Origin of the sequence: Vibrio sp. 10N.247.311.49, from assembly GCF_041467655.1 — a bacterium.
Lineage (GTDB): Bacteria > Pseudomonadota > Gammaproteobacteria > Enterobacterales > Vibrionaceae > Vibrio > Vibrio crassostreae_C.
Genome location: NZ_JBFSVA010000004.1, coordinates 153063 through 167636, shown reverse-complemented (window position 1 = coordinate 167636; position 14574 = coordinate 153063). Strand labels below are relative to the sequence as shown.

At 46.1% G+C, this 14574-nt stretch carries 12 protein-coding genes; all 12 read right to left on the bottom strand.

Annotated elements, in window-relative coordinates:
• Positions 1-17: 17 nt before the first annotated feature.
• The gene (gene ftsA, locus AB6E54_RS06600) at positions 18-1286 is read right to left on the bottom strand and encodes a cell division protein FtsA (protein WP_010434747.1); all 1269 of its coding nucleotides are present in this window, start codon (positions 1284-1286) and stop codon (positions 18-20) included.
• A complete protein-coding gene (locus AB6E54_RS06595; RefSeq protein ID WP_017059290.1) occupies positions 1279-1971 on the bottom strand; it encodes a cell division protein FtsQ/DivIB in 693 nt (230 codons plus the stop codon). Before AB6E54_RS06595 ends, ftsA begins: the two co-directional genes overlap by 8 nt.
• A gap of 278 nt (positions 1972-2249) precedes the next feature.
• Complete coding sequence (gene murC, locus AB6E54_RS06590) at positions 2250-3710, bottom strand: UDP-N-acetylmuramate--L-alanine ligase (protein ID WP_102332773.1); 1461 nt, start codon at positions 3708-3710, stop codon at positions 2250-2252.
• A 13-nt stretch (positions 3711-3723) separates the two neighbouring features.
• On the bottom strand, positions 3724-4785 hold the full coding sequence (gene murG, locus AB6E54_RS06585) for an undecaprenyldiphospho-muramoylpentapeptide beta-N-acetylglucosaminyltransferase (protein ID WP_017062898.1): 1062 nt from the start codon (positions 4783-4785) through the stop codon (positions 3724-3726).
• 12 nt (positions 4786-4797) lie between these two features.
• Complete coding sequence (gene ftsW, locus AB6E54_RS06580) at positions 4798-5994, bottom strand: cell division protein FtsW (RefSeq protein ID WP_065584711.1); 1197 nt, start codon at positions 5992-5994, stop codon at positions 4798-4800.
• A 22-nt stretch (positions 5995-6016) separates the two neighbouring features.
• The gene (gene murD, locus AB6E54_RS06575; protein ID WP_372168802.1) at positions 6017-7333 is read right to left on the bottom strand and encodes a UDP-N-acetylmuramoyl-L-alanine--D-glutamate ligase; all 1317 of its coding nucleotides are present in this window, start codon (positions 7331-7333) and stop codon (positions 6017-6019) included.
• 57 nt (positions 7334-7390) lie between these two features.
• Complete coding sequence (gene mraY / locus AB6E54_RS06570) at positions 7391-8473, bottom strand: phospho-N-acetylmuramoyl-pentapeptide-transferase (protein ID WP_017059284.1); 1083 nt, start codon at positions 8471-8473, stop codon at positions 7391-7393.
• A complete protein-coding gene (murF, locus tag AB6E54_RS06565) occupies positions 8470-9843 on the bottom strand; it encodes a UDP-N-acetylmuramoyl-tripeptide--D-alanyl-D-alanine ligase (protein WP_017070828.1) in 1374 nt (457 codons plus the stop codon). The genes mraY and murF overlap by 4 nt, the downstream gene beginning before the upstream one ends.
• Positions 9843-11327 (bottom strand): UDP-N-acetylmuramoyl-L-alanyl-D-glutamate--2,6-diaminopimelate ligase, encoded by a 1485-nt coding sequence (murE, locus tag AB6E54_RS06560; protein ID WP_102332770.1) that lies wholly within the window; start codon positions 11325-11327, stop codon positions 9843-9845. Before murE ends, murF begins: the two co-directional genes overlap by 1 nt.
• 18 nt (positions 11328-11345) lie before the next feature.
• Positions 11346-13103: a penicillin-binding transpeptidase domain-containing protein gene (locus AB6E54_RS06555; protein WP_372106021.1), complete on the bottom strand. Its 1758-nt coding sequence runs from the start codon at positions 13101-13103 to the stop codon at positions 11346-11348.
• A complete protein-coding gene (ftsL, locus tag AB6E54_RS06550; protein ID WP_010434716.1) occupies positions 13100-13417 on the bottom strand; it encodes a cell division protein FtsL in 318 nt (105 codons plus the stop codon). The genes AB6E54_RS06555 and ftsL overlap by 4 nt, the downstream gene beginning before the upstream one ends.
• A 3-nt stretch (positions 13418-13420) precedes the next feature.
• Positions 13421-14371 carry a 16S rRNA (cytosine(1402)-N(4))-methyltransferase RsmH gene (gene rsmH, locus AB6E54_RS06545; RefSeq protein ID WP_010434714.1) on the bottom strand — a complete coding sequence of 317 codons (951 nt, stop codon included), beginning with the start codon at positions 14369-14371 and terminating at the stop codon, positions 13421-13423.
• Between the last annotated feature and the right edge of the window lie 203 nt (positions 14372-14574).

The following is a 14574-nucleotide window of genomic DNA, read 5'->3' as shown; positions in this document are numbered from 1 at the left end:
TTTTCCTGCAACTCAGGTTAAAACTCTTTTTGTATCCAATTACGCAATTTGCCAAATAAACCAGACATAGAAGGTGCTGAACGCTTAGGTTCGCTGTAATCACCTTCATCACTGATCTGACAATCTCTTGCGTAATGAAGTAAACCAACCGCCGTAGAATGATACGGCTCTTTAACATAGTCAGTTAAGCCACTAACTTCTAACGGCTTACCAACTCGAACTTGATTGCGGAAAACACGTTCCGCACACTCTACCAATCCGTCAATTTGTGCAGCTCCACCAGTGAGAACGACGCCAGCTGCAAGGTGGTGTTTAATACCTTCATCTCGTAGCTGTAATTGAACCGTATCAATAGTTTGGTTAACGAGACCCATAAGTTCAGTGTAACGTGGTTCAATCACTTCCGACAAAGTTTGTCGTTGCAAACTTCTCGATGGGCGACCACCAACACTTGGGACGTTAACAGAGTCATCCTTGCTTACGAGTTCACTCAGAGCGCAACCATGGTTTACTTTTATCTCTTCAGCATCGCTCACTGGCGTGCCGAAAGCGAAGGCAATATCACTGGTTACTGCATTTCCTGCGTAGGAAAAGACTTCTGTGTGTCGAAGTGCGCCGCCAGTCCAAATGGAAATATCCATTGTACCCGCACCGATATCGACAACACATACTCCAAGCTCTCTCTCGTCTTCAGTAATTACCGCATTGCTTGAGGCAAGTCCTGAAAACACGATTTGTTCTACTGTGAGACCACATCGTTCAACAGCTTTAATAATGTTTCTCGCCATGTCGCTATGGCAAGAAATTAGGTGAACACTGACTTCCATTCGAACACCAGATAAGCCAAGTGGGTTCTTAATCCCTTCTTGATAATCAATGGTAAATTCTTGTGGGATCACGTGCAGAATTCTCTGCTCATCACCTATTTTAATTGATTTCGCGGTATGGATCGCTCGATCCATATCGTCTTGAGACACCTCTTCATCAGAGATAGTGCCCATGCCTTTTTCAATTCGGCTTGCGATATGTTTACCCGATAGCGAGATAAATACATTGCTGATTTGGCATTCCGCCATCAACTCTGCTTGATCAATAGCTCGCTGAACCGACTTAACTACCGACTCTAGGTCGTTTACACCACCTTTATCCATACCTCTGGATGGGCTTTGCCCAGAACCAATGATATTGATTTGACCATCAGGCAATATTTCACCAACCAGAGCTGATATGGTCGCAGTGCCTATATCAAGACCAACGATTATGTTGTCATCTGCGGTCTTAGTCATCTGTGCTCTCTTCTAACTCTTGCTCTGGAAACCAGCCTACAGCGGCTCCCGTATCATACCTGAGGTCGATGTAGCTCACTTGATTCGCTTTACTACCAAGTTCGTTGTAAAGCGAAATGAAGCGTTCAACACGCTCATCTAAAGAATCTTTACCTAGTTCTAAACGGATACCGTTATCTAGGATTATTTGCCAAGCGCGACGCTCATTGAGAACGAGAGAGGTAACGGTTAACCCTAGACTGTTAATCAAAGGGGTTATCTGTCGCCACTTTTCTATCACTTCTTGGCTGGTGCCGTCTGGGCCGTAAAGCTTAACTCTATCGCCCTTCAACAGGCCGATATCACCATTAAACACCTGACCATCGTCATTCAGCAGCATGTTACCGTTCCAGATTGCTGCCGCATGGTATTCAGTCAAAAATACTTTTATTGTGTCTGGCCACTGCTTACGAATGGAGACCACTGAAACCCAAGGTAACGCTTCTAAACTGTCTTGCAACACACCGATGTCTTGCGACATGAAGGTTCCAATGTGCTCTAGCTCGCTAAAGGCATGTTGAACATCACCAGCGGTTACGTAAGTTAAGTCGCCTTGAAGTACTATTTTGGAGAGAGGCAATCGCTGATCGTCCCACATCCAAGTTAGTGTGGTATAGAAAAGAAACCCAATGAATAGCAATACCATGACAAAAAAAGACCCGCCTAAGGCGTGTTTCTTTAGCGATGGTAAACTGAATAGGTGGCGGTTTTCGCTAAAAGTACTTTCTACCAAAGCCCGCATTCCCTGTCGTTGGTTCGCAATTCTATTCCCTATCTTCGTAATAGAGGTAAAAGCACTTACTTTAACCTATGAATTATACTGAGCAAAATCAAACTATCAAACGTTGATAATAAGATTTTTGGTCAATTTTAGGTCAATCGCAAGAAGTGAGCGATCAACCACAGTCTGTATACAGTATTCTGCTACGCGTTTTGCATCTTATTAATTTCTAATTGTAGCGATTCAAGTTGCTTCGCTACACGACCAACATCACCAGCACCCTGTGTTAAAACAAGGTCTCCGCCTTGAATAACGTTGGCTAAAACCGACGGCAGCGTGTTGATATCAGCAACAAAGATGGGATCAATCTTACCACGCCCACGAATAGTTCGACTTAACGAGCGTCCGTCAGCCCCTGCAATAGGTTTCTCACCTGCAGAATAAACATCTAACAGAATAAGCACATCAACCTGCTCAAGAACGTTCGCGAAGTCATCATACAGATCGCGAGTGCGGCTATAACGGTGCGGTTGGAAGATCATCACAAGACGTTTATCAGTCCAACCACTTCGTGCAGCTTGAATGGTGACATCAACTTCGGTTGGGTGATGGCCGTAATCATCGACCAGCATTGCAACACCCTTACCCGTTTCATATTCACCAAGGTGATCGAAACGACGGCCAGTGCCTTCCGTTCCAGCCATCGCTTTTAGAATCGCTTCATCGCTGATGTCATCTTCCGTCGCAACCGCAATCGCCGCTGATGCGTTCAGTGCGTTATGGCGACCAGGAATGTTCAACGTAATATCGAGATTGGCTTTACCTTTACGAACAACCGTAAACTTGCCTTGCTGACCTTGTTGTACATAGTTTTCAATGCGGATATCAGCGTCTTCAGAGAAGCCGTAAGTAATCACTTGGCGGCTCACCTGAGGGATAAGTTCACGTACAACAGGATCATCTACACACATCACAGCCTGGCCGTAGAACGGCAGGTTGTGTAGGAAATCGATAAATGTCTGCTTTAGCGTTTCGAAATCGCCGCCGTAGGTATCCATATGATCCGCTTCAATGTTAGTTACGATACTAACCATAGGTTGCAGATGTAAAAATGAAGCATCACTCTCATCGGCTTCAGCGATAAGAATACGGCTTGAACCTAAACGTGCGTTAGTGCCAGCACTTTTAACCAAACCACCGTTTACGAAGGTTGGATCTAGGCCGGCTTCCGAGTAAATCTGTGTCACTAGCGCAGTCGTGGTTGTTTTACCGTGCGTACCTGCCACAGCAATACCGTGACGAAAACGCATCAGCTCAGCCAGCATTTCTGCACGACGAACGATCGGTGTGCGCGCTTCACGAGCTGCAATAATTTCTGGGTTTTCTTCGTTGATAGCGGTTGAAACAACCACCACACTTGCGTCGGCAACGTTACTCGCTTGGTGACCGATATAAACGGTCGCACCCTTGCTAACTAAACGATCAGTCACTGGGTTTTGAGCAATATCAGAACCCGTGATCTGGTAGCCTTCATTTAGCAAGACTTCAGCAATCCCGCTCATTCCGGCACCACCAATACCAATGAAGTGGATAGATTTAACACGGCGCATCTCTGGCACCATTGCACGGATTTGCGCTAAGTCTTGGGTATGTTCAATCGTCATCAATTCAATCTCATTATTTTGCTAAAGCTTTAATCGCTTCAGCGACGGTCACATCAGCATCAAGCTTGGCGGCTTGACGAGCTTTTGTTGCCATCATTTTTAATTCATTTCTATCAAGCTGCGCGATAGTGTTCGCTAGCTTATCAGCCGTTAGTTGAGGCTGTTCAATCATTAACGCTGCGCCACATTCAACTAAATGGTCGGCATTCAACGCTTGTTGTCTGTCTTTGTGCATAAACGGAACGAAGATAGAACCGACACCTGCCGCAGACACTTCTGATACGGTTAATGCACCTGAGCGACACACTAATAGATCTGCCCACTCATAAGCTTGCGCCACATCATCAATAAATTCAGTCACTTGAACATTACCAACAGAATGTGATTTGTATTGCTCAATAACTTGTTGTTGATTGTTCTTACCCGCTTGGTGCATCACAGTGAAGCCTTCACCAAGCTGCGCCATCGTTACTGGCAAGGTATCGTTTAGGATTTTTGCGCCCTGACTGCCGCCCATAACCAAGATGCGGATGTCACCATCACGCTCAGCCATGCGTTGCTCGGGTTCAGCTAAGGCAACCACATCTTCGCGTACTGGGTTACCCACCACTTCTGCAGTAGGAAACGCACCAGGGAAAGCTTGGAAAACCTTTTTAGCAATCTTAGACAGCCATTGGTTGGTTAAACCTGCCACTGCATTTTGTTCATGGAGAACCACTGGAATGCCAGACAACCATGCCGCGATACCACCCGGGCCACTCACGTAGCCACCCATACCAAGTACCACATCAGGCTGCCATGCTTTGATGTGTTGCCTTGCTTGAAGTATGGCATTAATAATCTGGAACGGCGCTTTAATTAACTTGCTAATGCCTTGACCACGCAGGCCTTTCACTTTGATGAAGTCGATTTCAATGCCATGCTTTGGCACTAAATCCGCTTCCATTCTGTCTGCTGTGCCTAACCAGCGAATTTCCCAACCTTGTTGCTGAAGCTTTTTCGCTACTGCTAACCCTGGGAAAACGTGACCGCCAGTACCACCAGCCATCACTAAAAGTTTTTTGTTTTGTTTCATCACGTTAGATTCTTATTCTACTAATTCGTTTTGACTATCAGCTTGTTCTTTTTGTTGCATTCGGCATTCGTGGTCAATGCGCAGCAGCATTGATACCGCCACAGACATAACAATTAAACTCGAACCACCATAACTGATTAGCGGTAGGGTTAGACCTTTGGTCGGAACGATGCCAGATGCAGCACCTACGTTAACAAGCGTCTGAAACGCAAACCAAATACCAATACCAAAAGCCAGATAGCCGCTGAACACTTGATCGTGTTCAAAGGCTTTTTTACCTATCAGAATGGCTTTTAACACCAAGCTGAAGATCAACATTAATACTAAGGTAACACCGACAAAGCCAAGCTCTTCAGCCAACACAGCAAATACAAAATCGGTATGCGCTTCTGGTAAGTATTCGAGTTTTTGAATCGAGTTACCAAGCCCTTGCCCCATCCAATCACCACGGCCAAACGCCATCAATGACTGAGTTAACTGGTAACCACTGCCGAACGGGTCGTTCCAAGGTTCCCAGAATGAGGTAACACGTCGAACACGATAAGGTTCTATAACAATCAAACCGACGACCGCGGCAATACCTGCCACCATCAAGGCGATAAACTGTGAAAGCTTGGCACCAGCAATGAATAGCATGCCGAACAGGGTCACTAGCATTACGACCACAGTACCTAAATCGGGCTGGCCTAGCAGCAGCACGGCAAAAGCGCCGAATACCATGATCGGTTTACCAAAACCACCGAAGAAGGTTTTTCTCACTTCATCTTGCTTCCGAACCAAGTAGCCCGCCATAAAGATAAACAGCGATAACTTGGCGACTTCAGCGGGTTGTAAGTTAAATAGCCCTAATGGGATCCAACGCGATGCGCCGTTAACCGACTTACCGACGGCTAATACCACAATCAGCAAGAAGAAGGACAAGCCCAGTAGATACATACTGTATTGAAACCAGCGTTGCATCGGGATTTGCAATATGACGCTAGAGACACCTAACGCCAATACAAGGAAGATGGCATGACGGAACATAAAGTGAAACGGCTGATCGGTTAAACGAGCACTGATGGGGAACGAAGCAGACGTCACCATCACCAAACCTGTCAGCATTAGCCCAAGAGCAATCCACACCAATTGACGATCGTAAAGCGCCTCGGGAGTAGCACGGTTTAGCCACTGCCAGATGGATTGATTAATCTCTTTGACTCTTTGCACTGAATGTTAGTCCTTCAACACGTTAAGCATACTCATGAGCAAGCTCAGTGAACGCATCACCTCTTGCCATGAAATTATTAAATTGATCGAAGCTTGCGCACGCCGGAGACAGCATCACCATATCTCCAGCCACCAGCTGTGGCGAGATAGATTCGATTATCTGCTGCATGGTATCGAACTTTTGTGCCGATGGGTGCAGAGGCATGAATTGATCTGCATCTTCACCGAAACAACACAGCTGAACACGCTCAAGTTGCGCCAATACTGGTTCAAGCTCACTAAAGTCAGCACCTTTACCAACGCCGCCAACCAAAAGATATAACGTACCTTGATACTCCAACCCAGACAGGGCTGCCAATGTGCTGGCTACATTCGTTGCTTTGGAGTCATTAACCCATTTGATTTCGCGCTTGTCAGCCACGACTTGGCAACGATGCGTCAAACCGTTATAGGCCTTCAAAGCATCAAGACTTTTGCTGTAGTCGATACCAACTTGCTTCAATAGTGCAAGTGAGACTAACGCATTCGCCACATTGTGACGTCCAACCAATGTTAAATCTTGGGTAGCAAGGACAGATTTACCGTTGTCCATTAGCCATTCGGTACCATCAACTGTCGCGACACCAAACTCTTGATCGTCGAGTCCGAATGTTACTAATGACATGTTGTGGTCTGGATACGTCTCTTTGTCGTCGCGGTTAACAGTCGCACACTGCGCGTTATTAAAGATTCTTAACTTGGCCTCACGGTAATCAGCCATGCCTTGATAGCGATCCATATGATCTTCAGACAGATTTAAGAATGCCGCAGCGGCAAGTTTTAAATTCGATGTAGTTTCTAACTGAAAACTTGAAAGTTCAAGGACATATAAATCCGCATCAAGTTCTAGAAGGTCTAGGGCAGGAATGCCAATATTGCCGCCAACGCCAACATTAAGCCCAGCAGCCTTAGCAAGCACACCAGTCAGATCAGTCACGGTACTCTTACCGTTTGAACCAGTAATCGCCACAACAGGCTTATCTACAGCCCAACCAAACAGCTCGATGTCGCCAACGACAGGCGTACCCGCTTGAAGCACATCTTGAATTTCAGGTGTCGCTAAAGCAATGCCTGGGTTAGCAACCACCAGATCAGCCTCAGCTAGCCATTGGCTATTCCAGCTTCCAGAATGCAGCTCAACCGACTCAGGCAAAGATTCCTTTCCTGGTGGTAGCTCTCGCGTATCAATTACCTTTACGCAAGTATGGGGCTGATATTTTACGAGATGTTTAACGACAGAGAGCCCGGTAATACCGAGCCCCACAACCACTACATTTTGAATATTTTGCCAACGTTCCATTTAAACAAGATGCTCTTAATAGTTTTAAAGAGCCCCTATTCAGAGGCTCATACAGGATTAACGAACTTTCAGTGTCGCTAGGCCAACCAGTACTAATACCATTGAGATTATCCAAAAACGCACGATAACACGCGGCTCTGGCCAACCTTTAAGTTCATAGTGGTGGTGAATCGGTGCCATGCGGAAAATACGCTGACCACGCAATTTGTAAGAGCCCACCTGCAGAATCACTGACAGAGTCTCCATTACAAACACACCACCCATGATCACTAGTACCAACTCTTGACGAACGAGTACCGCAATCACACCTAACGCACCACCCAGTGCTAGAGAGCCAACATCGCCCATGAATACTTGTGCTGGGTAAGTGTTAAACCATAGGAAGCCAAGGCCTGCACCAACGATAGCAGTACATACCACCACCAGTTCAGAGGTGTATGGGATGTATGGAATGTGTAGGTATGCTGCAAAGTTAACGTTACCTGTCGCCCAAGCGATAACAGCAAAACCCGCAGCAACCATAACCGTTGGCATAATCGCCAAGCCATCTAGGCCATCAGTTAGGTTTACCGCGTTACTGGTACCCACAATAACAAAGTAAGTTAGAACAATGTACAGTAAACCAAGTTGTGGCATCACATCTTTAAAGAAAGGCACCACTAATTGTGTCGCAGCAGTGTCTTGCCCATGAGCATACAGAGCAAACGCCACAACCAATGCAATAGCCGATTGCCAGAAGTACTTCCAACGCGCAATCAAGCCATCAGTGTTCTTACGAACGACTTTACGATAATCATCAACAAAACCAACTGCACCGTAACCGCCTAGCACGACAAGTACGGCCCAAACGTAAGGGTTTGATAAGTCAGCCCAAAGTAAGACCGTAATGATGATCGCAGCAAGGATCATCACACCACCCATGGTTGGTGTACCACGCTTACTGAAGTGAGATTCTGGGCCGTCATTACGAACAACTTGGCCAATTTGCAGCATTTGCAGACGCTCAATTAAACGAGGTCCCATCCACAGCGACAGACATAAAGCCGTCAAAATGCTCGCGATTGCACGAAACGATAAGTATTCGAACAAACGGAAAAAAGAAAAGTGTGGCTGTAGTAGCTCTGCAAGCCAAATTATCATGAAAAGTTCTCCTTTAAAGCAGCGGCTATTTTACTCATTCCTGCACTATTGGCGCCTTTTACCAACAAGGTATGTGGCGCGTTTTCTGGCAAGCTCAAGTGCTGCTCTATGTGCGCGATCATCGCTTCATGCGTTGCAAAGTGAGTGCCGTTACACACTTCACTAATCACCTTGGTATCATCACCGTAAGTGAGTACATGCTCAAAAGCGAATGGGGCAGCATATTCACCGACTTGACGGTGAAGTGCAAGGCTTTCATCGCCTAACTCAGCCATATTGCCTAAAATCAACCAACGCTGACCTTTGAAGCTCGACAACAATTTAGCTGCAGCCTTCATTGCCGGTACACTGGCGTTGTAACTGTCATCTATCAGCTTGATATTCTGACTTAATTGTTGAACCTCAACTCGGCCTTTAACTGAGATAAGATTCGCTAAACCGCTTTTAATTTCTGCAAGCGTGGCACCGAATTGAATGCTCAGTGCTGCTGCGGCTAATGCGTTGGCTACATTGTGCTGACCAATAATGCCAAGTTCGACATCGATAGCGCCTTGCGGGGTCTGCATATCAAAGCAAGCTTCACCCTGCTCGTTGATGCGAATATTCGTCGAAAAGTAATCCGCCGTGTCATCACTTTCAGAAAAGGTCAGTACGTTTTTGTCTGCAAGCACATCTTTCCAGAAGTCACCACCATTGCTCTCTAGGTTAACAATAGCAGTATCACCAGCAGCAAGCCCCTGAAAAATTTCGCCTTTCGCTTGTTTAACACCATCAATTGAGCCAAAGCCCTCTAGATGCGCGGCAGCAACGTTATTCACTAAGGCCACCTGTGGTTTCACAAGCTGCGTGGTATAGGCAATTTCACCAATGTGGTTCGCGCCCAGTTCTATCACGGCATAGTCGTCATTGGGTTCACTGCGCAGCAAGGTTAGTGGTACTCCAATATCATTATTGAAGTTACCCGCTGTAAACAGCACTTTGCCACGTTGTTGTAGAATACTCGCGACCATCTCTTTGACGGTCGTTTTGCCACAGCTTCCTGTTATCGCCATGGTTGGCACGTTACATTGTTTGTGGATCCAAGCACTTAGCTGACCTAAAGCAAGTTTAGTGTCTTCAACAACAACTTGAGTAATATTTAGGTCAAGTTTTCGTTGAACTAATAACGCACTCGCATTGGCCTCAACAGCCTGACCACAAAAATCATGCGCATCAAAACGTTCACCTACAAGAGCAACAAACAGTGCACCTTCTTCAACGGTGCGAGTATCGGTAGAAACCGCATTGATCAAACTATTGCTCGATTTGCCAGCCTCTATCAGCTGACCGTACACCGCAGAGCAGATCTGCTCGAGTGATACATCAATCATTATGAAATACCTAAAAGTTGTAGTGCTGACTCTCGATCCGAATAGTGGATCGTTTTGTCTTTCAATACTTGGTAATCCTCATGGCCTTTACCTGCCAGAAGAATAATGTCGTTATTACCCGCCTGCTCTAGAGCAAACTTAACCGCCTGAAAGCGATCGTGTTCAACAAAGGCGACTTCAGGCTCACTTAAACCTGCCAGCATGTCTTTAACAATCAATGCCGGGTCTTCACTGCGAGGGTTGTCATCTGAAATAATAATGTTATCGGCGAACTGCTCTGCGGTAACCGCCATCATAGGGCGCTTGCCTGTATCTCGATCACCACCGCAGCCAAAGATTGCCCATAGCTTTCCAGAGCAATGTACACGTAGTGCTGCCAATGCTTTCTCTAATGCGTCAGGTGTATGCGCGTAGTCGACAACCACTTTCGCTTTGTTCGGCACTTGGAACAATTCCATACGGCCAATCACAGGTTGCAATTGAGGTGCTGTGTCGATCAAGGTTTGCTTGTCGATGCCTAGTACAAGTAGGGTCGCGAAAGCAACCAATACATTTGATGCGTTGAACTGGCCAATTAAAGGAACAGACAGTTGTCCCTGCCCCCAGCTACCATCAAAAGCGAGTTTGATACCCGTCTCTGCATAAGCAACATCCGATGCCCATACTGACTGCTGGTAGCCCGATAACGGAAGCAATGACACAGCTACTGCATTGGACAGATCAGCCATCCAAGCTTTACCGACTTCATCATCAACATTAATCACAGCGTGCTTACACTTATGCTGAGTAAACAAGCTCTTCTTAGCCAGAGCGTACTCTTGCATCGTGCCGTGGTAATCCAAGTGGTCACGGCTCAAGTTAGTAAATACACCAGCCTCAAAATCCAATGCCTTAACTCGGCCTTGAACCAAACCATGAGACGAGATTTCCATCGCGGTATAAACAGCGTTTTCTTCAGCCAACTCACTCAGCGTACGTTGTATTTCAATCGCACTACCGGTCGTATTCGCCGCCGTTTTAAGGTTGTCTAGAAAACCGTTACCCGTGGTGCCCATTACCGCAGAGCGTTGGCCGACTAAATCTAGCCACTGAGCAATCAATTGGGTGATAGTGGTTTTGCCATTGGTGCCGGTAACACCAATCAGCTTAGTCGCCTGAGACGAGTAAACACGACCGGCCAACTCAGATAACACCAAGTTAAGGTCTTTAATGTAAACAACCGGAACAGCATCCAACCACTCAATCAGACCATGGGCCTTTTCAGCATCAGCTTGTGCGATAACGGCATTGGCTCCCTGTGAGACCGCTTTGTCAATGAAACGACGGCCATCAACAGCATGCCCAACTACAGCAACAAAAATATCGCCGTCTTTGATGGCACGACTATCCAACTCCAACTGTTCAACGGCAATCGCATCCAGCTCAGGTGAACTAAAGTCACTCCAAGGAGAAAGTAAAGATGACAGCGTGAGGCTATTACTCATATTGAATCCTGATTGGCTCTATTCTTGAAACTTGTTTTCATCAGCAGGGACATTCAGTATTTGCAATGCACCCTTCATGATTTCAGAAAAAACGGGGGCAGCAACTGAACCGCCATAGTAAAGGTCACCTTGAGGCTCATTGACCACAACAACCAGCGCGACTCTTGGGTCACTAACCGGGGCAAAACCTGCAGTAATCGCAATGTATTCGTCGCTGTATCCGCCAGCTTCAGCCTTACGAGAAGTACCCGTTTTTGCTGCAACTCGGTAACCAGGAACGGCCGCTCTTGTTGCTGTGCCGCCTTTTTGAGTCACCCCTTCGAGCATGTTCAAAACCAGTTCAGCGTTTTCTCGCTTGATAATCTGCTTAGAAAAATCTTGGTCGTTGCTCTTAATAATATGAATTGGCTCATATAAGCCTTTGTTGGCTAGCGTCGCATAAGCATGTGCTAACTGCATCGGTGTAACAGACAAACCATAACCAAACGCTAAGGTCGCAATCTCAAACTTTGACCAGCGACGGCGATTCGGGAAAATACCGCTCGTTTCACCAACCAAATTCAGCCCAGACATCTCACCTAGACCAACCGAGCTGTACATACCAAGCAAGGCTTCGAGTGGCATATTAAGCGCTAATTTCGCAACACCTATGTTACTCGACTTTTTGAGGATCAACGCTAAGTCAGCCTTACCCACTTTAGACGAATCTCGCACACGACTACCACCGATCTGCATAATACCGTTGCCAGTATCAATAACGACATCTGGGTCTGCGGTGCCGTTCTCTAGCGCCGCTAAAACCACAAAAGGTTTCACGGTAGAGCCAGGTTCCATGGCGTCGGTTAATACGCGGTTTCGCATCTTAAAGCTTTGTAGGTCAGCACGGTTATTCGGGTTGTAAGATGGCGCATTGACCATGGCTAACACGGCACCTGTTTTTACATCGAGCAGTACCGCAGAGCCTGAAGTCGCCTTATGATCGGCCACCGCTTGCTTGATCGCTCGATAAGCAATGGCCTGTAATCGTTGGTCGATGGTTAATTCTAATGGCTTGCCTTCTTCACGCTCTTCTAAGGCAATATTTTCGACAACGCGTCCATAGCGATCTTTACGAATGGTACGTTTACCCGCTTCACCAGTGAGCCACTGATCATAACTGCGCTCTACACCTTCAAGACCATGACCATCGATACCGGTTACACCAATAAGATGCGCGCTGACTTCACCTGCAGGATAGTAACGACGAGATTCAGCTTTAAGCCCCACACCCACGAGTTTAAGATCGCGGATATATTTAGCCATCGCAGGGCTAACTTGTCTCTGAAGATAAATAAATCGGCGGGATTTGTTACTAGAGATCTTATCGATCATCGGTTGTCGTTCTAGGCCAAGTACATCAGCTAACGCATACCAACGATCAATTTGAGCCATACCATTTTTATCGAAAATGGTTTTCGGGTCAGCCCATACCGCTTCAACAGGAACACTGACAGCAAGTGGCTCACCATTGCGATCAGAAATAATGCCACGAGCAGAAGGAATAGCCTTAACACGCACCGAACGAAGGTCGCCCTGACGAATTAAGTTATCTGGTTCAATGATTTGTATATAAGCCACACGACCAACAAGTGCAGCAAAGGCAAGAAACACGAAAGCAATAACGACGTTAAAACGCCATTTTATCAGAACTGGATCCGAATCCTTTTCGCTCTTCACACGCTTTTTCGTTGATTTATTAACGGTTTTCGCGGGTGATTTTTCCTTTTTACCGGTCATTTCAGTGTGATCACAACTTCTTTATCAGAGTCTGGACGTTTCATGTCTAACTCTCGTTTTGCCGATGCTTGAACGCGACTGTGTTCAGCCAAAGCCGTCTCTTCAAGCATTAAATTTCGCCACTCATCATCTAGCTGCTCTCGTTCGACTAATGCCATGTCTTTTTGCGTAATCGCCTGACGTGACATATGTGTCGTAAGAACGACCCCCATCGCACTCGCAAAGATACAGATAAGAATCACCAATGGGACCTTACCCACGGAGATCAAATCAAAAAATATTATCTTGGCTAAGTTAGGCTTGGAGGTCTTCATTGACTAAAGCTTTTCTGCGATTCGTAGTACTGAGCTGCGTGAACGAGTATTTTCATCCACTTCACCTTTAGAAGGCTTGATCGCTTTACCAATTGGTTTTAGATCGGCACTGCCTAAAGCTTTAATTTGATCTTCTGTTAATGGTAAACCATGAGGTACCTGAGGGCCTTGACTCTCTTTACGGATGAAGCGCTTCACCATACGGTCTTCAAGAGAGTGAAAACTGATAACAGAGATACGACCTTGGGGAGCAAGAATACTTGCAGCGCCTTTCAGTGCGGTATCGATCTCTTCAAGTTCACTATTAATGTAGATACGAAATGCTTGGAAAGCACGTGTCGCTGGGTGCTTTTTCTCTTTAAAGTTCTTTGGAGCGACATCAGAGATAAGCTTAGCCAATTGGCCAGTACGTGTTAACGGTTCGTTCTCTTCGTTCTCTTGATAAGCAATGATGCCCTTCGCGATACGACGAGCGTGTTTATCTTCACCGAACTCACGGATAACCCATGTGATGTCATCAAGATCCGCATCAACTAGCCACTGAGAAACCGGAATACCCGTCGTTGGATCCATACGCATGTCTAGCGGGCCGTCTTTCATGAAGCTAAAGCCACGTTCAGCATCATCTAGCTGTGGTGAAGACACACCTAAATCCAGTAAAACACCATCCACTTTACCCACTAAGTCATAACGCTCTGCATATTCAGCCATACCTGAGAATGGGCCGTGAATAATCGTAAAACGGGGGTCATCAATCTTCTGAGCTTCAGCAATTGCTTGTGGATCGCGGTCGATACTAAAGAGTCTTCCATTCTCGCCCAGTTTAGACAGGATTGTACGGCTGTGCCCACCACGGCCAAAAGTACCATCGATGTAGGTACCGTCAGGTTTGATCGCAAGTCCGTCAATAGATTCGTTAAGCAATACTGAAATATGTTTGAATGCTTCTGTCATAGTCTTCTCAGTGAGTGGATTGAGCCATTAGTTCGGCAATAATTTGTTCTATTAACGTTTTAGTGTACTGATTTCACGCTGTATCTCCACCATATTGTGTATAGGCATTTGGAATTTTTGACCCAAGCTTATATCAGGGTGAAAGATTTTAAGGAAATCTAAATAATTTACGTCAATATAAAGCAAAAAACCCATCACTACGG